General features: G+C 62.2%; 20 protein-coding genes. 8 read left to right on the top strand and 12 right to left on the bottom strand.

Annotated elements, in window-relative coordinates:
• Nucleotides 1-29 precede the first annotated feature (29 nt).
• The 4 genes from ABEA02_RS01210 to ABEA02_RS01195 form a co-directional block, all read right to left on the bottom strand.
• Complete coding sequence (locus ABEA02_RS01210; RefSeq protein ID WP_345530997.1) at nucleotides 30-2,258, bottom strand: methyl-accepting chemotaxis protein; 2,229 nt, start codon at nucleotides 2,256-2,258, stop codon at nucleotides 30-32.
• Nucleotides 2,259-2,315: 57 nt separating this feature from the next.
• Nucleotides 2,316-5,024 (bottom strand): methyl-accepting chemotaxis protein, encoded by a 2,709-nt coding sequence (locus ABEA02_RS01205; protein ID WP_345530996.1) that lies wholly within the window; start codon nucleotides 5,022-5,024, stop codon nucleotides 2,316-2,318.
• Between the two features lie 11 nt (nucleotides 5,025-5,035).
• The gene (locus ABEA02_RS01200; protein ID WP_345530995.1) at nucleotides 5,036-5,539 is read right to left on the bottom strand and encodes a chemotaxis protein CheW; all 504 of its coding nucleotides are present in this window, start codon (nucleotides 5,537-5,539) and stop codon (nucleotides 5,036-5,038) included.
• Nucleotides 5,540-5,647: 108 nt separating this feature from the next.
• The gene (locus ABEA02_RS01195) at nucleotides 5,648-7,000 is read right to left on the bottom strand and encodes an HD-GYP domain-containing protein (protein ID WP_345530994.1); all 1,353 of its coding nucleotides are present in this window, start codon (nucleotides 6,998-7,000) and stop codon (nucleotides 5,648-5,650) included.
• Nucleotides 7,001-7,259: 259 nt separating this feature from the next.
• Between ABEA02_RS01195 and ABEA02_RS01190 the strand changes: the two genes are divergently transcribed.
• A complete protein-coding gene (locus ABEA02_RS01190) occupies nucleotides 7,260-7,706 on the top strand; it encodes a response regulator (RefSeq protein WP_345530993.1) in 447 nt (148 codons plus the stop codon).
• A 91-nt stretch (nucleotides 7,707-7,797) separates the two neighbouring features.
• On the opposite strand, the gene ABEA02_RS01185 is transcribed toward ABEA02_RS01190, so the two are convergent.
• The 5 genes from ABEA02_RS01185 to ABEA02_RS01165 form a co-directional block, all read right to left on the bottom strand.
• A complete protein-coding gene (locus tag ABEA02_RS01185; protein ID WP_345530992.1) occupies nucleotides 7,798-9,279 on the bottom strand; it encodes an AMP nucleosidase in 1,482 nt (493 codons plus the stop codon).
• 215 nt (nucleotides 9,280-9,494) lie between these two features.
• Nucleotides 9,495-10,304: a DODA-type extradiol aromatic ring-opening family dioxygenase gene (locus ABEA02_RS01180; RefSeq protein WP_345530991.1), complete on the bottom strand. Its 810-nt coding sequence runs from the start codon at nucleotides 10,302-10,304 to the stop codon at nucleotides 9,495-9,497.
• Entirely contained in the window at nucleotides 10,301-11,014 is a 714-nt protein-coding gene (locus ABEA02_RS01175; RefSeq protein ID WP_345530990.1) for a glutathione binding-like protein, read from the bottom strand. The genes ABEA02_RS01180 and ABEA02_RS01175 overlap by 4 nt, the downstream gene beginning before the upstream one ends.
• 63 nt (nucleotides 11,015-11,077) lie before the next feature.
• Nucleotides 11,078-11,686 (bottom strand): glutathione transferase GstA, encoded by a 609-nt coding sequence (gene gstA, locus ABEA02_RS01170; protein ID WP_345530989.1) that lies wholly within the window; start codon nucleotides 11,684-11,686, stop codon nucleotides 11,078-11,080.
• Nucleotides 11,687-11,744: 58 nt separating this feature from the next.
• On the bottom strand, nucleotides 11,745-12,170 hold the full coding sequence (locus tag ABEA02_RS01165; RefSeq protein ID WP_345530988.1) for a DoxX family protein: 426 nt from the start codon (nucleotides 12,168-12,170) through the stop codon (nucleotides 11,745-11,747).
• A gap of 134 nt (nucleotides 12,171-12,304) precedes the next feature.
• Here ABEA02_RS01165 and ABEA02_RS01160 point away from each other — a divergent pair, with 134 nt between their 5' ends.
• A complete protein-coding gene (locus tag ABEA02_RS01160; RefSeq protein ID WP_345530987.1) occupies nucleotides 12,305-13,231 on the top strand; it encodes a LysR family transcriptional regulator in 927 nt (308 codons plus the stop codon).
• 16 nt (nucleotides 13,232-13,247) lie between these two features.
• Here the strand turns inward: ABEA02_RS01160 and ABEA02_RS01155 are convergent, their stop codons facing one another.
• Nucleotides 13,248-13,817 carry a hypothetical protein gene (locus tag ABEA02_RS01155; protein WP_345530985.1) on the bottom strand — a complete coding sequence of 190 codons (570 nt, stop codon included), beginning with the start codon at nucleotides 13,815-13,817 and terminating at the stop codon, nucleotides 13,248-13,250.
• Nucleotides 13,818-13,835: 18 nt separating this feature from the next.
• On the opposite strand from ABEA02_RS01155, the gene ABEA02_RS01150 reads away from it, so the two are divergent.
• The 4 genes from ABEA02_RS01150 (at nucleotide 13,836) to ABEA02_RS01135 (ending at nucleotide 17,098) form a co-directional block, all read left to right on the top strand.
• A complete protein-coding gene (locus ABEA02_RS01150; protein WP_345530984.1) occupies nucleotides 13,836-14,483 on the top strand; it encodes a hypothetical protein in 648 nt (215 codons plus the stop codon).
• A gap of 850 nt (nucleotides 14,484-15,333) precedes the next feature.
• Nucleotides 15,334-15,942: a bactofilin family protein gene (locus tag ABEA02_RS01145; protein ID WP_345530983.1), complete on the top strand. Its 609-nt coding sequence runs from the start codon at nucleotides 15,334-15,336 to the stop codon at nucleotides 15,940-15,942.
• Between the two features lie 145 nt (nucleotides 15,943-16,087).
• The gene (locus ABEA02_RS01140; protein ID WP_345530982.1) at nucleotides 16,088-16,393 is read left to right on the top strand and encodes a hypothetical protein; all 306 of its coding nucleotides are present in this window, start codon (nucleotides 16,088-16,090) and stop codon (nucleotides 16,391-16,393) included.
• A gap of 393 nt (nucleotides 16,394-16,786) precedes the next feature.
• Nucleotides 16,787-17,098: a flagellar basal body-associated FliL family protein gene (locus tag ABEA02_RS01135; protein ID WP_345530981.1), complete on the top strand. Its 312-nt coding sequence runs from the start codon at nucleotides 16,787-16,789 to the stop codon at nucleotides 17,096-17,098.
• Here ABEA02_RS01135 and ABEA02_RS01130 read toward each other — a convergent pair.
• Nucleotides 17,095-18,198 carry an aminopeptidase gene (locus ABEA02_RS01130; RefSeq protein WP_345530980.1) on the bottom strand — a complete coding sequence of 368 codons (1,104 nt, stop codon included), beginning with the start codon at nucleotides 18,196-18,198 and terminating at the stop codon, nucleotides 17,095-17,097. The two genes, ABEA02_RS01135 and ABEA02_RS01130, sit on opposite strands and share 4 nt — an antisense overlap.
• Nucleotides 18,195-18,362 (bottom strand): LiaI-LiaF-like domain-containing protein, encoded by a 168-nt coding sequence (locus ABEA02_RS01125; RefSeq protein WP_345530979.1) that lies wholly within the window; start codon nucleotides 18,360-18,362, stop codon nucleotides 18,195-18,197. Before ABEA02_RS01125 ends, ABEA02_RS01130 begins: the two co-directional genes overlap by 4 nt.
• A 370-nt stretch (nucleotides 18,363-18,732) precedes the next feature.
• Between ABEA02_RS01125 and ABEA02_RS01120 the strand changes: the two genes are divergently transcribed.
• Together ABEA02_RS01120 and ABEA02_RS01115 are read left to right on the top strand one after the other, a co-directional pair.
• Nucleotides 18,733-19,215, top strand: coding sequence for a hypothetical protein (locus ABEA02_RS01120; protein ID WP_345530978.1), 483 nt, complete (start codon nucleotides 18,733-18,735; stop codon nucleotides 19,213-19,215).
• Nucleotides 19,212-20,558, top strand: coding sequence for a GAF domain-containing protein (locus tag ABEA02_RS01115; RefSeq protein ID WP_345530977.1), 1,347 nt, complete (start codon nucleotides 19,212-19,214; stop codon nucleotides 20,556-20,558). Before ABEA02_RS01120 ends, ABEA02_RS01115 begins: the two co-directional genes overlap by 4 nt.
• Nucleotides 20,559-20,967: the final 409 nt, after the last annotated feature.

The raw sequence follows: 20,967 nt of genomic DNA, 5'->3' as shown, positions 1-20,967 counted from the left end.
GAATCAATAATGTGGTTTGGCGCGCTCGCTCAAAGCGTGAAGATCGAGCTCGCGTCGCGCAGCGTACGCGCCTGGTCAGACAGGCTTTCTGCCGCCGCTGCAGCCTCTTCAACCAGCGCCGCGTTCTGTTGCGTCACCGACTCCATCTGCGCAACCGCCTGCGTTACCTGCTCGATGCCCGAAGCCTGCTCCTTGCTGCTTTGGGCGATTTCAGTGACGAGTGCCGACAGAGACTGGAAACGCTCGACCAGGCTGCCGATGGTGCCGCCAGCCTGCTCAACGAGCTGAACGCCTCCATCCACCCGGGCTACCGAATCAGCGATCAAGCCCTTGATCTCGCGTGCAGCTTGCGCACTGCGCTGAGCGAGATTGCGCACCTCGCTGGCCACCACAGCAAAGCCGCGTCCCTGCTCGCCTGCGCGTGCGGCCTCCACCGCAGCGTTGAGCGCAAGAATGTTGGTCTGGAAAGCAATCGAGTCGATCACACTGATGATGTCCGCAATCTTTTTGCTCGACTGCTGGATCTCGGCCATGGTCGTCACGACTTCGCGCACCATTTCGCCGCCCTGACGTGCAACCTCGTTCGATGCCTCCGCAAGGCGCTGCGCTTCGACCGCATTGCCTGCATTCTGTTTGACCGTCGCGTTCAGCTCTTCCATCGACGACGCCGTCTCTTCCAGGCTGCTGGCTTGCTCTTCTGTACGCGAAGACAGATCCGCGTTGCCACTGGCAATTTCGCCCGATGCCGTGCTCACGGCCTCAACAGCATGCTGGATGCCGCCTACAACCTCACGCAACTGCTCGACTGTCGCATTCGTATCCGCCTTGATCTGGCCGAGCGTGCCCCGGTAATCCGCCGTGATCTGCCGCGTCAGGTCGCCCTGGGCTATTGCCTTGAGTACGCTTGCGACATCTGCGAGCCCCGCGGACACCGCTCCGGTCAAACGATTCAGGCCTTCAGCCAAAGTCTTGAAGAAGCCGCTCTTGCCGACCACCGACAACTGACGGGTGAAGTCACCATTGCCAGCGGCCTCAATGAGACCCGCAACCTCTTCCTCGGCCGCCACTTCATCCGTGCGATCGACCCACTCCACAGCGGTGCCGATGCGATCCCCCTTGTCGGTGAATACCGGCGTCACACCCAACGAGAAAGTGCGACCACCCAGCTTGACGGTGGCATTGTGCGTACTCTTCAAACCGGCCAGCATGCCACGCTGGTGCGCCGGATTCTTGTGGAAGACGTCGATGTTGCTCCCCATCAGCGTTGCCACATTGAAGGCGGGCAAATCGCGCCTGATGTCCGCTTCGGCAGCAGACAGCATCTGCACGATGGCGCGGTTCATGTAGATGATGTTGTAGTCACGGTCGGCAATCATCACGTTGGTCGCCACGTTGTCCAGACCGATCTTGATGCGCTGCGTTTCCTCGGCTGCGCGGCGCGATTCGGCCAGATCGAAGCCCAACCGGCTCTGCATCGCTTCGAGGGCATGGAAGACTCGCCCGACTTCATCGTTGCGCGTAATTTCCATGCGACTGGTGTAGTTGCCCATCACCACAGCGCGCGCTACCGTCGTCACCTGCTGTAACGGAACCACCACATAGCGTGAGAACCACCAACTCATCAAGCCGCCGAGGGCCAGGCCGGCGCCCCCCAGACCGATCAGCGCAGTGCGCTCGCCACCCTCGGCCTTATCCAGCCCCAGCCACACCGCAACAAGCATCATCGCGGCCATCACTCCGTACACCATCAGTGCGCGTACCTGCATGCTGAAGCGATCAGCAAGATCTTCGATCCTCGCCTTGTTCTTCGAAATCACCCGCCCTCGACGCACACACAGGCCCTTCGCACGCCCCTCGCGGAATTCACGATAGGCCTGCTCGGCCGACTCGACCTGCGCTCGCGTCGGCGTGCGACGGACCGAGATGTAGCCGGTTACGACGCCGTTCTCGAACATCGGCGCAGCATGCGCCTCCACCCAGTAATGGTCGCCGTTCTTGCAGCGATTCTTGACCATGCCGATCCAGGGCAGACCCTCACTCAAGGAGCGCCAGAGGTCAGCAAAGGCCTCGGGCGGCATGTCCGGGTGGCGCACAATGTTGTGTGGCGCCCCGATCAGTTCAGTCTCGGTGAAGCCACTGATGTCGATGAAGTCGCGGTTTACGTAGGTGATGCGACCCTTCGTATCGGTCTTGGACACGATCATCGTGTCCTGCCCGAGGGGCAACTCGTGATTCGTCACAGGCATGTTGATACGCATGGGATCCTCCCGCTTCAGGTGAAGCCATCAACCAGTTCGGAGACTACTGAAAAATCGTCAAAACTCTGTCCACTCATCGTGTCCGGAAGCTGCAGCGGACGCCTTTGCCTTGCCATTCCCGACCGGGCGGGATAGCGCAGCAGCCCTTGGCTTCGATGCCCTGTCGAGCTTGGCAGGTCGAGCGGCATCAGGCGCCACAACCGCCGGCTTGTCCGCACGGACAGCTTTGGGTACTGCAGCGGCCGCAGGCTTCACCGATTCGCGCACCACGCCTGTCCTGATTGTGGTGTTACCAAGCTTGAACTGCGCCACTGCTACATTCAGCTGGCGAGCCTGATCTTCAAGACTCTCCGCCGCCGCCGCCGCTTGCTCGACCAATGCAGCGTTCTGTTGCGTCACTTCATCCATCTGCGTAACGGCATTGCTGACCTGTGCGATGCCCTCTGCCTGCTCGCGACTGGCGGCTGCGATCTCGCTGACCAGACCGGACACATCCTGCACACTGCTCACGAGGCTGCTCATCGTGTCGCCCGCCTCGGCAACCAGTTGGCTACCGGTAGTGACAGTCTCCACGCTATTGTCGATCAGGGTCTTGATCTCCCGTGCGGCCTGGGAACTGCGCTGTGCAAGATTGCGAACTTCACTCGCCACCACCGCAAAGCCCCGCCCCTGATCACCCGCCCGCGCCGCCTCGACAGCTGCATTGAGGGCAAGGATGTTGGTCTGGAAGGCAATCGAGTCGATGACGCCGATGATGTCCGCCATTTTCTGGCTGGAGGCCTGGATTGCGCTCATGGTTTCCACCACACGCTGCACCATCTCCCCCCCCTTGACAGCCACATCGTTCGAAGCTGTCGTCAGTTCTTCGGCACGCATGGCACTCTCGGCGTTCTGCTTTACCGTGGAGTTCAACTCTTCCATGCTCGCAGCGGTTTCCTCCAGGCTGCTTGCCTGTTCCTCGGTTCGCGACGACAAGTCAGCGTTGCCACTGGCAATCTCCTGCGCAGCCGTGTTGACCGCATGTGTCGCCGTCTCGATCTGTTGCACGACCTCACGCAAACGCTCGACTGTGGCATTCACATCCTGCTTGAGCTCGGCAAACATCCCCTCGTAGTCAGCATGGATGTGCTGGGTCAGGTCGCCCGCCGCCATGGCCTTCACGACGCGCATCACGTCGGTCAATCCATTCGAAGCCACTTGTGTCAGGCGGTTCAGACTCACCACCATGTCGCGATATCCGTTCGCAAAGGCTGTCTCGTCACCGCGCTGCGAAAAGTCACCACGCGCCGCAGCGTCAGCCAGGCGACCGATCTCGTTACTCACCCCAAGCAGCTTGCGCTTGATATCTCGCGCTGCATTGGTAATAACCATCTTCTGACCCGGCAACTCGGGCATATCGGCAGCGAAGTTGCCGTCGGCATATTGCTTGAGCACTTCGACAAACTTCATCTTGGTGTCGATATGGCCTTGCGCCAGAGCGTTTGTTCCACGAGCCATCTCGGCGTAAGCCCCGAGCATGCCCGCCGGGTCGATGCGATAACTGATGTTTCCCGATTCGTGCTCATCGCAGATGCGCTTCTGCTGCAAGACGATGGTCCGCAAAGCTTTCACGACCTCGCTTACGTCTCTGGCAATGGCAGAGAACTCGTCACGAGACTCCATCCTCAAGTCAACGTCCATTTCGCCAGAAGCAAGACGCGAACAGGCTCGCGTCAGTACATCGACGGAACGCCGTACGCCCCTGCGTACCGCGATGAAACACAAAAGCGCCAACAGCGTCGAAACCCCCAAGACGGCGAACACCAGGTTTCGCTCCGCCTTCAGATACCGCAGACGAGTCTCGATCTGCGAATCGAACTCATTCGCCGCAAGATCCGCCAACGCATACGCAGCATCGATTGCCTTGGTCGCCTTGCCAAAAATCTCCGCAGGTTCTGCCGTGATTCGCTCGCCCAGGACCTGGGTCTTCAGTGCCTCGTCAAAGTCTTTGGTTGCGGACAAATAGGTCTGGATGACCGTTTCGAACCTGGCATTCAATGAAGGCGCTGCCGCGATTGCCTTGGCAAGCATCGACTTGGCCTGGGCCTGAGTAATCAGCGCAACTTCATGATTGACGCGCAAGGCCGAAAGATCTGCCTCGCGCGCCTGCTTTGTCGTCGCCAGCAAGGTTGCCTTTGCACGTACCCGTCCCATACGTTCTGCATTCGCTGGCAAGGAGGTCACGAACGTATCCATCAACGCGTAGCTGACGATCTCGGGATCGAGGGTCGCGTTTGTTTCATCTGCCACCTTGACGATGAAGTTGATCGCTGCCCCCACCAGATCAGTGTGGGCAGCGAAGCTGTCAGCCGCTGTCGCACCGCGTTGCGACAACACTGCTTCCGCAGTCTTCGCTATACGTTGCCAGTCAGTCAGCGCAGTGCCGCCCTCCAGACTCAACACCGCCTTGCTCACCTCAGCACTGGCAGCGCGAGCACGCGATTCAATATCCGGCAGGCGCGAGGTCATGTTGGTGTTACCGCTTATCACGGCTTGCATCACGCCCCTGTGCTCCTGCATGGCCTGGACCAGCAGACGCGCGGGTCTGTAGACAGGCGTCATCAGCTCTTCGCGGGCGGTAAAGGCAACGTCGTTGTTTATGCGTTTGACGAGAAGTACAGAAACCGCTGCTGCTGCTGCAAACATCACCACTACGGTGGCCAGAAGCTTTCGTTCAATGCCCAGCTTGTTCATGAACCGCGTTAGCGGTGCGATCAGGACGTCCATTTCAGCTCCGCTCAGTGAATGACGCTGTCAATAAGGCACATGTCTGAGGACATCATCATTCTTTCGATATCCAGCACGATCAGCATGCGCTCACCCACCGAGGCAAGACCGGCAATGTATTCGGCACCCACAGAGGAAGAGAACTCCGGGGCCGGCTTGATGCCGTCACTGGCGAGGGCCATGACATCCGAAACGCCGTCAACCACCGCGCCAACAACCCGACCCCCAACGTGCATGATGATCACCACGGTAAAGGCGTTGTAGTCCGCATCGCCCACGCCGATCTTGATGCGCAGGTCAATGATGGGAACGATGGTGCCGCGCAAGTTGATGACACCCTTGATGAATGCTGGCGCACCGGCGATGCGGGTTACCGAGTCATACCCACGGATCTCCTGAACCTTGAGAATGTCGATGGCGTATTCTTCCTGCCCCAGCGTGAAGGTCAGGTATTCCCCCGAGTGGCCTGCAGCCTGAATCGGTTGCGCGGCCCCGCTGTCAATGGCTCCCAGCATTTTTCCCCCCTTGCAGGAATGGTCGTCCGTATGCAGCTAACGGCAGACGCAATGGGGGACTTGAGTCCGAGAGGCAGCCTCGGGCTCCGGAAAATCTATACCGTGGAGTCAAAGGGCTTCGGCGGTTACCCCGGCCCTTGGCATCCCGGCGACGGCTGCGCCTTGGGTACCCGCAAGGGCATGGGCCAACGTGTTCATCGCTTGCGCCTCGCCCGGCGGGAATTTGGCCGCCTTGAGCACCAGTTCGCGCGAGATCTTCAGCATTCGCCAGGCAATTTCATGCAAAACGCATTGCGCCTCGAAGCGCGATTCACGTAGCTCTTCCTGACTCAGGCTGGCCCCCAGCTCAGCCAGCGCGGCGATGCCCGTGCTGGCATAGGCACGTTGCACCAGAATGAACCGGTCAAACGCTGAAGTCATGACGTCCTTGCAGCCTTGCGACAGGCCGGGAGTCTGCATCACCGAGTCATAGACACCCAGAATTTCTGCAATGCGCATGAATACTTCCTGCGCCTTCGCATCCACCTCTTGCAGATCGTCATCCGCCACTTCGGTGCGGGACATCTGGCGGCTCTCGCGCAGCAGCTCATGGATGATGCTGGTGAGCGCCGATTCATGTTCAGTCGGCATGACCTTCAACGCTATCGCAATGCGGTCTTCGGCAGATGGCTTGACTATCAGCGCAGCCAGAATCTCGGCCAGGGACATCAGCTTTCCCCCGGTCGAAATCCCCCTGCCGCGCACACCACGCGGGTAGCCGAAACCATCATCTGCTTCGTGGTGCTCAAGAATGCTTCGCTGTGTTGGTCCATCAAATCCGCAGATCTCCCGCGCCAACGCCGCTCCGATGACGGGATGGTAGGCATAGCTCATCCACTCGTTAGCCGTCAGCTGACGCCCAGCCTGCATCACGGCAGGATCAACATACAGCTCACCCGCATCATGGAACAAGCCGCCAAGGCACACAGCCGCCATCAACGCGTGGTCGTTGTAGGCATGGGCATTGGCCAGACTCATGGCGATCATGGACGTCATCACGGCATGTCGCGGTGCATGTTCGCTGCGCTCGAAAGTGACATTCAGCAGAGTCCCGGCAGCCGGATTGAGCCTGGCCTTGGCGAGCATGCCCAGCGCCGTGACCCGGCCTTGCGACCAATTGCAGAGGTTGGCCAGCAACGGGTAAGTCTCCAGCGCTTCCTCGCCAATGCGAACCAGCAGATTGCCCGAGGGTTGCTCAGCACTCACCAGACTCGATTCGATGGGTTTGGAGAGGCGATGACTGACCACCTTTTCATAGGTGGTCGAAGAGACTTTTGCGCCCTTGGCCAGCAGCTTCACCCCTTTTTCAGAGTACACGTCCTCAGAGAGCACGACCTCCTGCCTGTCTGCCATATTCACCACCGCCCCCATGAAATGGCGGTTCGCCTGCGTGGGCAGTTCTGGAATGTCGCTGCTCGTCATGGGCTCTCCCCAGAAAAAGCTACGTATCAATAGCCCGCATCAATGATCAGCAGGCAAGCCGGTGCGGCCTTAGCTAAGGAGGCTTTACGGCCACGCTACGACAATGGTTTAGGGAATTCCTTGATGGCGCTTGCCTCAGCCCCCGATTTGCCCTTTCGGGCAGAGGCCCCGCACGCCGCCACACGCGATCGACGACCGGCCCGGGGCGCTGCCGGGCTAGAATCGGTCGACTCACCACCCGCACCGTCACAGAGCCCAGATGAGCACCGAACGCCCTATCCTGCTGGTCGAAGACAACCCCGATGATGAAGCCCTGACCCTGCGGGCCTTCAACCGCCAGCGTATTCCCAACCGCGTGGTAGTAGCCCGTGACGGCGTGGAGGCGGTCGATTACATCTTTGGCACGGGCCCACACGCCGGCCGCAACCCGGCCGACCTGCCCGCCTTCGTGCTGCTGGACCTGAAGTTGCCACGCCTGGACGGCCTGGAAGTGCTGCGCCGCATCCGTGCCGATGCGCGCACAGCCTTACTGCCGGTCATCGTGCTGACGACTTCGCGCGAAGCCAGCGACATCCACGAGGCTTACAGCCTGGGCGCCAACAGCTACATTCGCAAACCAGTGGATTTCGAGCAGTTCCTGCAGGCCATTGGCACGCTGGCCACCTACTGGCTGACGCTGAACGAAGCCTGCCAAGCCGCGCGCTGAAATAGCGCCCCGCCTACCTGTAGGTGCGACTTCAGTCGCACTACAAAGCAGGCCGACCCACTGAAGTCGGCCCTGCCAGGCTACAACGCCCTCACTGAAACGCCACTTCCGCAAAGCTGCGCAGCTTGCGACTGTGCAGGGCGTCGAGACCGCGTTCTCGCAAAATCTCCAGCGCGCGGATACCGATGCGCAGATGCTGGTCGACACGCTCGCGGTAGAAGTGGTTGGCCATGCCCGGCAGCTTGATCTCGCCATGCAGCGGCTTGTCACTGACGCACAGCAAGGTGCCGTAGGGCACGCGGAAGCGGAAACCGTTCGCGGCGATGGTGGCGCTTTCCATGTCCAGCGCCACAGCGCGGCTCTGGCTGAAGCGACGCTGCGGCGTGTTGTCGGGCAACAGCTCCCAGTTGCGGTTGTCGGTAGTCGCCACGGTGCCGGTGCGCAGGATGCGCTTGAGCTTGGCCCCTGACAGCTCCGTCACCTCCTCGACCGCCGCCTCCAGCGCGAGCTGGATTTCCGCCAGCGCCGGAATCGGCACCCATACCGGCAGCTCTTCGTCGAGCACATGGTCTTCGCGCACATAAGCGTGGGCCAGCACGTAGTCGCCGAGCTCCTGCGTCGTCCGCAGACCAGCGCAATGCCCCAGCATCAGCCAGGCAAATGGACGCAGCACGGCAACGTGATCGGTGATGGTTTTGGCATTCGCCGGGCCCACACCGATATTGATCATGGTGATTCCGGCGCCATCCTCACGCACGAGGTGATAGCCGGGCATCTGCGGCAGGCGCGGCGGCGCCTTGCCCAGCGCATCGTTCTCACCCGGGGGGGTGCCGACCTTGCGCGTGACGACGTTGCCGGGCTCGACGAATGCGATGTAAGGGCTCGCCGGATCGTTCATCAAGGCATGCCCCATGCTCACGAACTCGTCGATGTAGAACTGGTAGTTGGTGAACAGCACGAAGTTCTGGCAGTGCTCGGGTGAGGTGCCGGTGTAATGCCGCAGGCGCTGCAGCGAGTAGTCGACGCGCGGCGCGGTGAACAGCGACAGCGGTTGCGCCTCGCCCGGGCGCGGCTGGTGCGTACCGTTGGCAATGCCATCGTCCATCACGGTGAGATCGGGCAGATCGAAAACATCCTTCATCAGCGCGCGACGCTCGCGCGTCATGTTGCCTTCAATGTGATCGTAATCGCCGAACGAAAAGTGGATGGGAATGGGCTGAGAACTTGTGCCGATCTCCAGATCGACATCGTGGTTCTGCAACAACAGCCGGAATTGCTCGCGGTAATAGTTGCCGAAAATGTCGGGCCGCGTCAGCGAAGTCTCGTAGTGTCCGCGTCCGGCCACAAAGCCGAAGGACAAGTGCTTGTCGGCACCGCGCGCCTTGCCGACCTTGGAGTCGGCGTGGATGCGTACGAAGGGATAGCAGGCACGCACACGCGCCGGCCCCTTTTCGTCCGGCGGCATATCCTCACCCGCCACGAAGCGGTCGAGCGCTTCGCGCAGATGATTGACGCTGGTGTTGTAGATGAACTGGACCTGGGCCAATGCGGCGTCCGGGTCTCTGAAACGCATTGGGGCGATGAATGGCGGGCGATACGGCATGGCAGTTCCCTGTTTCCGGGTTTCACGATGCACAGGTCACCTGCAGAACGGGGGCCGAAGCACCGCGTGGGGGATCGGCGCCTGTGTCACCACTACCTTACCGTGAAGCGAGGCTTCGCGGGGCCGGAACTGTCAGACAAAGTGAAAGCAGTTCGGCCATTCGCCCCTGTGATCAGTCCAGACCTTCAATCGAAACGATAGGCATCCATCGCCAGCACGCTACCTTCCATGCCACTGAACAAGGTCGTCGTTGCGTAGCCCTCGCCCGCCGCACCCAGCGCGACGAATAGCGGCAGGAAGTGCTCGGGCGTCGGATGCGCGCGCAAACCGTAAGGTGCGTCAACATCCCAATCCACCAGCTCTTCGAGCTTGCGTTGACGCACGCGCTCGTCGACCCAGTTGCGGAATTGCTGCGCGTAACCCGCGTCTGCAGGCTGCCCACGCGACGTGAAGAAGTCGCGCAGGTTGTGCGTCATGTGCCCCGACGCAAAGATCAAAACGCCCTCGTCACGCAAGGCCGTGAGCGCACGCCCCATGCCAAGGTGATGCCGCGCGCCCAGCGCGCTTTGCACCGACAGCTGCAACACCGGCACATCCGCCGTTGGCCACATATGCAGCAAGGGTGCCCAGGCGCCATGGTCCAGACCGCGATGCGCCTCGATGCCGGCACACATACCCTCATCGCGCAGCAAGGACTGGATGCGCTCGGCCAACGCCGGATCACCGGGAGCCTTGTACTGGATGCGGTACAACTCGGCCGGGAAGCCACCGAAGTCATGGATGGTCTCGGGCGCAGCGCTGCCCGTGACCATGGGGATGTTGGTCTCCCAGTGCGCCGACACCATCAGTATCGCTCGCGGCTTGCCGTAGGCCTCCGTCACGGCATTCGCCGCAGCCTGCCAGGCTTCGCCCGCCGCGCCTGCCTGGATGGCGTGCATCGGCGAACCATGCGAGACGAACAGCGTCGGCATGCGCAGGGTTGAAGGAGTACTCATGATGCTTTGCCTTTCACGGTCGCGGCATCCTGACCAAACAGATGCTGGCGGGACTGCTGATCCGGGCCGGGGGTGCCCGGATTGATGGTTTCGGCGAGCGCGTAGGCGCGTTGGGTCGCGGGGCGCTGGCGGATTGCCTCGAACCAGCGCTGCAGGTTCGGGAAATCGGCGAGATCCTGCTGCTGGCGCTTGTGCGGCACTATCCACGGATAGCTCGCCATGTCGGCAATGCTGTAGGCATCACCAGCGATGAAGGGGCGGTCGGCCAGACGCCGGTCGAGCACGGCGTAGAGGCGCGCCGTCTCCTTGACGTAGCGCTCGATGGCGTAAGGCAGCTTTTCCGGCGCGTACTGCGTGAAGTGGTGGTTCTGACCAGCCATCGGCCCAAGCCCTCCCATTTGCCAGTTCAACCATTGCAGCGTCTCGTGGCGACCACGCAGATCCTGCGGCAGGAACTGCCCTGTCTTCTCGGCCAGATACTGCAGGATCGCCCCCGACTCGAACAGCGACAGCGGCGCATCACCCTCTGCGGGCTCATGGTCGACGATGGCCGGAATGCGGTTATTCGGGGCAATGCGCAGGAAGTCCGGCGCGAACTGCTCACCCCGGCCGATGTTGATCGGCACGATGCGGTACGGCAATCCGCTCTCTTCGAGGAACAGAGTGATCTTGTGGCCGTTCGGCGTGGTCCAGTAGTAAAGGTCGATCATGTGTTTACCCTCAAGCGGATTGGCCCCGACATCACGGTCGGGGCCAATGGGTCGAGCTATGAATTACTTCAGCAGGCCCTCGGCCTTCAAAGCTTCCTGCACCGCAGGGCGTGCCGCCACGCGCGCCAGGTAATCGACGATCACCGGCCACTGGGCCACATCGACACCTACGAACTTGCCCCAGCCCAGCACGACAAAGAGGTAACCGTCGGCCACGCTGAACTGGTCGCCAAGCAACCAGGTCTTGCCCTGCAGCTTTTCGGCCACATAGCTGATGCGATTGACGAGGTTCTCGCGGGCAATGGTCTTGTACTCGTCCGGCGTGTTCGGCTTGAACAGCGGCGAGAAGCCCTTATGCAGCTCGGCGGTGATGTAGTTCAGCCACTCCTGCAAGCGGTAGCGTTCAAGCGTGCCATTGGCCGGGGCGATCTTCGCCTCGGGCTTGAGATCGGCGATGTACTGCACGATGGCCGGGCCTTCGGTCAGCAGCTCGCCGTTATCGAGTTGCAGCACCGGCACGTAACCCTTGGGGTTCACTTCCAGGAAGTTGCCACCACCGTGCATTTCCTTGGTCTTGGTGTCGACGCGTTGCAGTTCGAACGGCAGCCCGGCTTCACGCAGGGCGATATGGGGGGACAGCGAGCAGACGCCGGGGGCGAAATACAGTTTCATGATGTTCTCCTGTGACTGGGGTGCAGAAAAATGTGATGTCAGGAAGGCTGGGGCAAACTCAGGCCTGAGCCAGTGCGGGATTAACCATTGGCCGACGGGCATCCAGTGCCAGCGCGCCACTACCGAGCAGGGCCTGCACGATGACACCGATGGTCAAGAATGCGGGATATTCCCAACCGCCATTCGGTGCGTTGAACACCCAGCCATTGGGCAAATGCACGAACGTGGCACCAAGCAGCACGGGCACCAGGCCCAGGGCAGCGAGGCGAGTCTTGAACCCCACCACCAGCGCAATGCCGCCGAACAGTTCAGCGGCGATCACCGGGTAGGCCAGCACGCCGGGAAAGCCGACCGAGCTGAAGAAGGCCACGGTGCCGGGCACGCTGAAAACGAAAATCTTGAGGCAAGCGTGCGCAATCATGATGACGCCCAGGGTAACGCGGAGTGCAAAGGCGCCCCACTCAGCGGTACGTGTATCGATCATTTGAATCTCCATCGGTGTTGGAAAGTGTGTGCATTGTTTTCCCGACACACCCAGAGATAAAGAACAGTCAAAGCAAATCATTGTCCCGACACGTGGGACAATTGACCTCTAATCAACCCGATACCTGATACGCTATGGACAGACTGGAAGCCATGCAGATCTTCTGCAAAGTCGTTGAGCTCGGCAGCTTCGCAGCGGCGGCAGACCGGCTCGACATCTCCACCTCGGCCGTGTCGCGCCAGGTCGCACAGCTCGAAGCCCACCTGCAGGCACGCCTGCTCAACCGCACCACGCGGCGCCTCAGCCTCACTGACGACGGCCGGGCCTACTACGAGCGCTGCCTGCAACTGCTGACCGACCTGGAAGAAGCAGAGGAACTGGTTGGCAACTCGCAAGCCAGCCTGCGCGGCACCTTGCGCCTTACCGCCCCCATCAGCTTCGGCATCTGGCAGCTGCCGCAGGCGCTCGCCGACTTCTGCGCCATGCACCCGGACGTGAAAATCGACTTGTCCCTATCCGACCACCAGGTCGACATGGTCGAAGCCGGGCTGGACATGGCCATCCGCATCGGCGAACTCGGCACGCAAAACCTCGTCGCACGCCCCATCGGCAAGGCCCGCCTGATGACCTGCGCCTCTCCGGCTTATCTCGCCCGGCGCGGCACCCCCAAGCACCCCGCCGACCTGCGCCACCACGCCTGCCTCACCTACGCCTATAACGCAGACCCGCATAACTGGAGATATCAGGGCCCCAATGAACAGACCGAAGTCGTTCACGTCAGCGGCCCTGCACACGGCAACAACGGCATCGCCCTGCGCGAGCTCGCCGCGCAAGGCCTCGGCATCAGCCGCGCGCCGGATTTCGTCATGCAATCTGCAGTAGAGGAAGGGCGCCTCGTCGAGATCCTGCCGGAATGGAACACCGGCCTGCTCAACATCTACGCCGCCTACCCCAGCCGCCGTCACCTTTCGGCAAAGGTACGCGGCTTCGTCAGCTTCCTGCAGGAATGGCTGCAGTCACACTGCCCCTACGGCAAGAAAGATGGGTTCCCGGGAGAGTAGGAACGGCGGGGCGCACTCAGTGCTGCGGCCCGCGCCGTGCAGCCTGCCAGGCGCGCACGGCCTCGGACGACTGCTGCATGATGCGTTCGCGCTCCGCCTCGGGCAAGGCTGCAGCCAGTGACGCAAACAGCGTCTGCGTCGCCTCCTGGCCGATGCCTTCCAGCGCAATGCCTTGCGATAGGCAACGCATCTGTATCGACGCCAGCGCATCGGCGATCAAGCGCCAGCCATGCTGCGGCATCTGCTCCACCAGTGCCAGCATCATCCCGCCCAGGTGGCGCAGCACCACGTCGGCCTCCTCGCGCTCCTCCGACGCCACCATGGCGTGCCACAGCGCCAGGTGCAGCTCACGGCGCAGCAACACCTTGAAGTCGAAGGCCGTGTCTTCCTGACTCTGTACCTCCTCGAACCAGCGCTGGCAGGCCGCCTCTTCGCTGATGTCGATACCGTCGCGCAGCAGGCCGACCAGCTCACTCAGGCCGTCCAGCCCGCCCGGCCCGAAGGCCTGGCTGAAAGCCAGCCCCCACTGGTCCAGTCCGGTCAGCAGCAAGGCGCGGCGCGCGACACCCTCTTCGCGGGTGGCCATGTTGCTCCAGGCGAGCAGATGGCCCGACAGCTTTTGCAGAGCAGGCTGACGCTGTTCGGCACTCGCCTCGACCGAAAGACGAAATGCGGCAGCAAAAGCCTCCTGAACGAGCCGCGCAGCTTGCTGCTGCGCATCACGCGGCACTACAGACAGAAGGGAATCCTGCGGCAAAACATTCCGCTGATCAGAATTGGCCATGGTTTTGAGTGCTTTTCCGCGGTTAAATCGCGCCATTGTGACGCACTTTCACCATTCATCGGCACAGACGTGACTTCCATCACAGCCTGTGCGGTGCGCGTCATCCAACTGGGCATGCGGCTTGCGCCGAAACAACCATACAAAGCATCACCCGGGATCATCCACATGGACCACATCGTCCATCAATACCTCACGCGGCTGAACATGTTCCTGATGCAAGAGCTTGATTTTCAGGTCGATGTCCTGCGCTTTGCCACCGAGCCGGAATACGCCGCCCAAGTCCTCGACCTCGCGGTCGAAACCGGCCACGGCGAACTGTGTCAATTGTCCCGACAAATCCGTGAACGCCAGCTACAGCTGTTCAGCCTCAATGCCAGCCAGGCTGCTGCCGATAATGATCCAGATGCCACGCTGATCAATGCCCCAGCCGTCGTACCGCCCGCCAAAGGCTTGCCCAAGAGCAGCTGATCGCGGACCCGGTTGCAGTCGTACAGGCACGGCACCCTGTCGTACCGACTGACGCAACATCGCCCACCTGTCGCCAATCAGCGACATCCCAAACCCTGTATTCACAGGGCTTTTTCACGCCCCCGCCCATAGCTGTCGCCAACCAGCAACAGCTTGCTGCGCCACGGGCGCCGTAATGTGTCGCCAATGCAGCCCAAGTCTTTGTTTTAATTAAAAACATTATTTCTGGCACATCGATTGCGTTAGGCATTACGTCCGGCTCGCCCGGCGGCGCTTACGGCGCTTGAACTGCTCAATTCCTCAAGGAGGTTGCCCACACCGCACTCTGCTTTGTTGTCCGCATGCTGGCTGATCCCCCTGCGTGCGGACGGGTACAGGAACCCACATTCCGCGTACCCATTTCTCCCTCGGCGTGGTGCCCACACACCACCCGGCTTCCACGGCACGCACTCCTCCGCGTGCCGTTTTTTTTGCCTCGTCGCCCGGTCCAGGCTGTGGTGGGGCGTCGCGAACATTCGCCCAGGCCAACAGTCAGGCCATCTGCATTCCGCACTGACCCCAAAAACCGGTTTGCAATCAGCGATCTGCAAGCTTCTTTGGCGCATAGTCGTCACACGCCAACACCGGTTATTTGTTTTTAATCAGTCGTTTAATGCAACAACTTAAAGTTGTGTCGTGCATCAGCAACGCTCATCCCGTCACATTGCTTTGCGTCGCGCCGGGCAGAAACCGCCAAGCAACTGTTTTCAGGGCACTTAGTCCTGCATGGCACGTCGCTTGCCATTTCACCTTCGTCGGGCGCCATCGGGTTCCGGCCAGAACCATCAGGACAATCAGGAAAGGAAGACTCATGTTCGAGAAGCAGCAATCCATCCTCAGCAAGCATCAGCAGGATCGCGCAGGCGTCGGCACACAGCCCGCCATGGCGTCACCCGCGACCTCGGGCAGCACCTCGCTCTCCCCCGGTGCGCGCGCCCATCTCGAAGAAGTCCGCAACATGATCGAACAGAAGTCCGCCCAGGCAGCTGTCGCGCCCGCCAGCACTACCCCGCGCGCTGCTGACGACGAAGCCGGCAGTCGCCTCATCGTCGGCCCTGACGTCAAACTCAAGGGCGCCGAGATCCAGGACTGCGACACCCTGATCGTCGAAGGCAGCGTCGAGGCCACCATGGACAGCCGCGTCATCCGCATCAGCCAGGGCGGCGCCTTCCGTGGCAAGGTCGGCATCGACATCGCCGAGATCCACGGCGACTTCGAAGGTGAACTCACTGCCCGGCAGCAACTCATCATCCACGCCACCGGCCGCGTACGCGGGCAGATCCGTTACGGCCAGGTCTTCATCGAGAGCGGCGGCATCCTGTCCGGCGACATCCAGTCAACACGCGAAACCACTGGTCTCAAATCCACCTCCAGCACCCCGGCTCTGCCCAAGGTCGTCGCGACGGCGCTGGCGAGTTGAACGTTCAGTGACGATGGCTCCGACCCGCCCGGCGCGGGTCGGAAACCAAAATCCGTCACGGACGCCGTGCAGTCCTTCACGAGACCTGCTCCTTCGGGCATATCGATTGCTAAGAGAGGGTTCCCGCTACACAGGACTGCATCTCATGGACAACGCACTTATTCAACTCGTCGCCCGCCTCAAGATCCGTCTGCGTCAGGTTCAGAACATTTCCCTGAACACCCAGCGCTTCTTCGCTGAGCAGACCTATGCCGGCCAAGTGCTTGATCTGGCGGAAGAGTGCGAAGACGTCGAGCTCGTCAGCATCGCCATGGACCTGCGCGACAAACTCGGCTGGCTGACCACTCCCTCATCCAGCGACAGCACTCCCAAGGGCCCTGCCAAGAGCTCTGTCACCAGCGCCGGTGCCGCCCTGCAATCGCAGCGCTACGCCTTCGGCGCACGATCCTGAACCGTCGTGCCTGCTGCCTCGCACCAAGCCGAGGCAGCCAGAGCGCAACTCCTCAGCCCACTTCCGGATTGTGAAACAGAAAAGCCGTTGATAAGCCGTTCCACTCATCAAGACACTCCGCCTCGCGCCGATAACAAGTGATGGCCTGACCCGGGCCGCTCCATTTCCGGTTCATCCCGTCCCACTCCTTGCGTCGCGGAGCCCATCTTGAAGCCTCACTTCCAACTTCACTCGCAGCCTCGTTCCCCACTTGGCGTCCTGCAGAACTCCGTTCGCCACGCCCTGTTTCGCAGGCCAAGCCGCATTCTTGTCACGTTTGCGTGCGCACTCGCTGCCCTGCTTGCGCAGCCAGCCCTGGCAAACGGCGGTGGCGGCGCAGCTGGCCCCGCGCCGATGCAATTCACCGTGAACGTCGGCCCCTTCACCCGTGAGACCCCCACCGGTGGCGGCATCCTGCAGGTGACCCTGGTGCTGCACGCCGCCAAACCCGAAGCGCAGCACGAGCTCGACCTCTACAAGCCGATGATCACGCACCACATCCATCTGACCATCAATGGCTTCAGCATCAAGGAGCTGCGCGCGCCGGACGGCAAGGACCAACTCGCCGACGCCATCATCGAACGCGTGAACAAGGTACTCAAGCTCGACGAGAAGACCGGCATCGACGACGTCTTCTTCACCAGCTTCATCCTGCAGGGGAACTAGGGAATCGGCGTTACATTCGCCTGCAGCGCAGTCCGCCGCTCCGTCGGGCTGCGCTCACCCAGCTTCTCCACCCGCGCGTACCAGCGCCCCAGGTCGCCCCCCTCGGCCTTCAGCAAAGCCTCGAAGCCCGGCACCAAGCCCTGATAGAACCCCACCGACGCCAACCGCGCATTGTTGATGCCGGCGAACCACTCGTCATAGCCCGTGTAACCGTTCCAGCGCGTATCACGCATCGTGCGGTGCTCGGCCTGCAAGGTTTCGATGAGCGCCTGCTTGCGCACCAGGAACTGCGCCCGCAACGCATCGCGCTCTGCCGGTTCCGCCCGTGCCAGCGCCGTCTCCGCTTCGGCATACAAGGCCACAAAACGCTCGCGCCCCTGGCGCACCAGCGTCGCGAAATCCGACTGCATCACCAGGCCACGCTCGAAGGTCTCCCGCTGCGCCTCCTTGCCCGGCTGTGACAACCAGCGCCGCACCCCCACCAGCTCGACCGTCGAAGCGAAGGACTCGTTGAACTCGGTGTCGTCCTTCACATACACCTTCTGATGCGCCAGCTCATGGAAGATCAGCCGCGCCAATTCCGCCTCGGGCCAATCGATGAAGGTGTTGAGCAGCGGATCAGACAACCAGCCCAGCGTCGAATACGCCGGCACGCCCCCCACAATCACGTCCAGGCCCTGTCCGCGCAACGCGTCGGCGCGCGAGCGTGCATCCGCCTCGCCAAAGTAACCCAGATAGCCCACGCACCCCGCCACGGGGAAGCACCAGCTCATCGTCTGCAGCGACAGCGGCGGCGCGGCAAACACGTTCCACACCACCGACTTGCGCTGCAGGTCCGCATAACTGCGGTAACTGTCATTGTCAGGCAGGCCCAGCTCGCGGCTGGCATACGCACGGATTTCCATGGCCAGCTGCAGACGCTTGCGCAAAGCCTCGGGCGTCGCCTGGTCTGCCGCCACATCGGCCACAGGCCGCGTGCGCTGCCACAACTGGAACTGCCCGCGTACAGCCTGCCAGTAGTACCCGAGCCCGACGCCATCACCCGCACAACCGGTCAGCATGGCCAGCACTGCAAGCAAGCCGGCGCCCTTCAGATTCACTTGCGCTTGCCCATCAAGCCCAGGGCGCCCACCACGATGAGGATCGCCGGCCACCAGGTACGCAAGATCTCGCCAAGGTAGCGGAAGCTCAGGATGTCCAGGTTGTGCAGCAGGAAAAACAGCCCGATCACGATCAGGGCTATGGAGCCGAAACGGGATTGCACGACGTGCGTCCTCCTTGGTCAGAGCGGTCAGCAGCGCATGCTGGCAACCGACCCGGCACTTTGCCAGCATGCCACGTTGTCGTCCACGCCCCCGCCGTGCCCACACCGCGAGACACGATGCCGCCCTGTCTGTTCGCGCACCTCAATCAGAACATCCGTTCAGACCGCGCGCCGTCACCCGCCATGCGTTATGCATGAACAGTACTGGCAAGGCCATCCGTTCAAGCAGCCTGCTCCCGCCGCCGGGTTCGAGCAACTGCGGCCCCCTGCCCCCCCCGACTTGCCCAGCCGGGCCGACGACAAGGCAGGGCAATTGCGGTTTAATGGCGGCCAGCCCTGCTGCCAGTGTCACCGCAATTCCATCCATCCCATGTCCGCCGCCCCGCTCATCTCCGACGAGCTTGCCGCCTTCGTTCATAAAGGCGTCTCGCTCGCCGTCGCCTCGCGCGACGCCAACCTGCAGCCCTCGATGGCGCGCGCCTATGGCTGCCACATTTCGCCCGACCGCCGCCGCGTCACCCTGATCGTCAGCCAGCGCCAGTCCGCCGCCCTTATCGCCGACATCACCGCCTGCGGGCAGATCGCGCTGGCCATCACCGAACCGACCACGCACCGCACCTACCAGCTCAAGGGCAAGGACGCCGCCGTGGTGCCGCTGCGTCCCTTCGACCATGCCAGCTGCGACGCCCACCTCAAGGCCTTCGTTGCCGAGGTCATGCCGCTCGGCTTCAGCGAAGAGCTGCTGAGTACCGTCATGGACACGCGCATCGGCGACCGCGTCGCCATCAGCTTCACCCCGCACGAAGTCTTCAGCCAGACACCCGGCCAGACCGCCGGAGCCCGCCTCGCATGAAGCTCGACCTCGACACCCTGCGCCAGTGCATGGAGGGTTCCATCCCCCCCATTCTCGCCACCTGCGCCCCGGACGGCACACCCAACATCAGCTACGTGTCGCAAATGGAATACGTCGACGCCGAGCACGTCGCGCTGAGCTTCCAGTTCTTCAACAAGACGCGCGCCAACATCCTCGCGCACCCCTTCGCGACGGCCTACGTCACCAACGCCGACACCGGCGCCAGCTACCGCCTGAGCCTGCAGTTCACCGAAACGCGCACCAGCGGCAAGCTCTTCGAACGCATGAAGGCCCGCCTCGCCGGCATCGCCTCGCAAACCGGCATGCAAGGCATCTTTCACCTGCAGGGCGCCGACGTTTACCGCGTGCTCGCCGTCGAGACGGTCGACTGCGACAGCCTGCCGCCCATGCCACCGCGCGGCAACCTGCTCAGCCCGCTGCGCGTGGCAAGCGATCAGCTCGCCAGCTGCCGCGACCTCGACGAACTCTTCGACACCACCCTGCGCGTGCTGGCCGAACAGCTCGACATGCCGCACAGCATGCTGCTGCTGTTTGACCCCGCCCGCAACGTGCTCGCCACCGTCGCCAGCCGGGGCTACGACGCCACCGGCATCGGCAGCGAGGTAGCCCTTGGCATCGGCGTCATCGGCGTTGCAGCGGCCGAGCGCGAGCCGATCCGCATCGGCTTCATGACCAGCGAATACCGCTACACGCGCGCCATTCACGAATCTGCCGCCGACACCGCGCACCACCCGCCGGCCGAAGTGCCCTTTCCCGGTCTGGCCGAACCGCACAGCCAGGTCGCCGTGCCCGTGCTCTGCGGCACGCAGCTGCTCGGCGTGCTGTATGCCGACAGCCTGGCCGACATGCGCTTCAACCACCTCGACGAAGACGCCCTCGTCGTGCTCAGCCACCAGCTCGGCGCGCTGCTGCAAGGCATGCAGACCTGCGACGAAGACAGCAGCGACGCTCTTGACGCCGCCAGCCCCGCGCCCACGACCAGGCCCCCCGCTGAAGCCGGCGCCCTGCGCCTGCGCTACTACCCCGATGGCGATTGCGTCTTCGCCAACGACGACTACCTCATCAAGGGCGTTGCCGGCGCCGTGCTGTGGAAGCTGCTCGGCGAATACACCCGCAGCGGCCGCGCCGACTTCACCAACCGCGAACTGCGCCTCGACCCCGCCCTGCGCCTTCCCGACATCGACGACAACCTCGAAGCCCGCCTCGTACTGCTCGCCCGCCGCCTGCGCGAGCGCTGCCCCGACATCGCCATCGAGAAAACCGGTCGCGGACGCTTCCGCCTCAACGTGCAGCGCCCGCTCGATCTCGCTGCAGAAGCCTGAAAGGCAACCCGTTCTCGATAACTCGTCATTCCCGCGAAGGCGGGAATCCAGCGACGGTCAAGACACTGGGTTCCCGCCTTCGCGGGAACGACGACATGGACGTCTGGCGCCTGAAGGGTCGGCATCAAGTACTGGCAAGAGGTTTCCGCACGTCCCAGATCAGGCCGCCAACGCCTCACCACAGAAGCCTGAAAAGCAACCCGTTCTCGATAACTCGTCATTCCCGCGAAGGCGGGAATCCAGCGACGGTTCAAGACACTGGGTTCCCGCCTGCGCGGGAACGACGACATGGATGTCTGGCGCATGAAGGGTCGGCATTAAGAGCTGGCAAGAGGTTTCCGCACGTCCCAGATCAGGCCGCCAACGCCTCACCACAGAAGCCTGAAAAGCAACCCGTTCTCGATAACTC

The organism is Viridibacterium curvum, assembly GCF_039544165.1.
Classification (GTDB): domain Bacteria; phylum Pseudomonadota; class Gammaproteobacteria; order Burkholderiales; family Rhodocyclaceae; genus Viridibacterium; species Viridibacterium curvum.
The sequence above is the reverse complement of the archived record's forward strand: the minus strand, read 5'-3'. Positions and strand labels throughout refer to the sequence as shown.

Bases quoted from the DNA above. Each gene is read 5' to 3' on its own strand.
- gstA (WP_345530989.1), bottom strand. From the start codon at position 11,686: ATGAAACTGTATTTCGCCCCCGGCGTCTGCTCGCTGTCCCCCCATATC.
- ABEA02_RS01205 (WP_345530996.1), bottom strand. From the start codon at position 5,024: ATGGACGTCCTGATCGCACCGCTAACGCGGTTCATGAACAAGCTGGGC.
- ABEA02_RS01160 (WP_345530987.1), top strand. From the start codon at position 12,305: ATGGACAGACTGGAAGCCATGCAGATCTTCTGCAAAGTCGTTGAGCTC.
- ABEA02_RS01165 (WP_345530988.1), bottom strand. From the start codon at position 12,170: ATGATCGATACACGTACCGCTGAGTGGGGCGCCTTTGCACTCCGCGTT.
- ABEA02_RS01155 (WP_345530985.1), bottom strand. From the start codon at position 13,817: ATGGCCACCCGCGAAGAGGGTGTCGCGCGCCGCGCCTTGCTGCTGACC.
- ABEA02_RS01175 (WP_345530990.1), bottom strand. From the start codon at position 11,014: ATGATCGACCTTTACTACTGGACCACGCCGAACGGCCACAAGATCACT.
- ABEA02_RS01120 (WP_345530978.1), top strand. From the start codon at position 18,733: ATGTCCGCCGCCCCGCTCATCTCCGACGAGCTTGCCGCCTTCGTTCAT.
- ABEA02_RS01180 (WP_345530991.1), bottom strand. From the start codon at position 10,304: ATGAGTACTCCTTCAACCCTGCGCATGCCGACGCTGTTCGTCTCGCAT.
- ABEA02_RS01150 (WP_345530984.1), top strand. From the start codon at position 13,836: ATGGCCCGACAGCTTTTGCAGAGCAGGCTGACGCTGTTCGGCACTCGC.
- ABEA02_RS01190 (WP_345530993.1), top strand. From the start codon at position 7,260: ATGAGCACCGAACGCCCTATCCTGCTGGTCGAAGACAACCCCGATGAT.
- ABEA02_RS01195 (WP_345530994.1), bottom strand. From the start codon at position 7,000: ATGACGAGCAGCGACATTCCAGAACTGCCCACGCAGGCGAACCGCCAT.
- ABEA02_RS01135 (WP_345530981.1), top strand. From the start codon at position 16,787: ATGCAATTCACCGTGAACGTCGGCCCCTTCACCCGTGAGACCCCCACC.
- ABEA02_RS01145 (WP_345530983.1), top strand. From the start codon at position 15,334: ATGTTCGAGAAGCAGCAATCCATCCTCAGCAAGCATCAGCAGGATCGC.
- ABEA02_RS01185 (WP_345530992.1), bottom strand. From the start codon at position 9,279: ATGCGTTTCAGAGACCCGGACGCCGCATTGGCCCAGGTCCAGTTCATC.
- ABEA02_RS01210 (WP_345530997.1), bottom strand. From the start codon at position 2,258: ATGCGTATCAACATGCCTGTGACGAATCACGAGTTGCCCCTCGGGCAG.
- ABEA02_RS01140 (WP_345530982.1), top strand. From the start codon at position 16,088: ATGGACAACGCACTTATTCAACTCGTCGCCCGCCTCAAGATCCGTCTG.
- ABEA02_RS01200 (WP_345530995.1), bottom strand. From the start codon at position 5,539: ATGCTGGGAGCCATTGACAGCGGGGCCGCGCAACCGATTCAGGCTGCA.
- ABEA02_RS01115 (WP_345530977.1), top strand. From the start codon at position 19,212: ATGAAGCTCGACCTCGACACCCTGCGCCAGTGCATGGAGGGTTCCATC.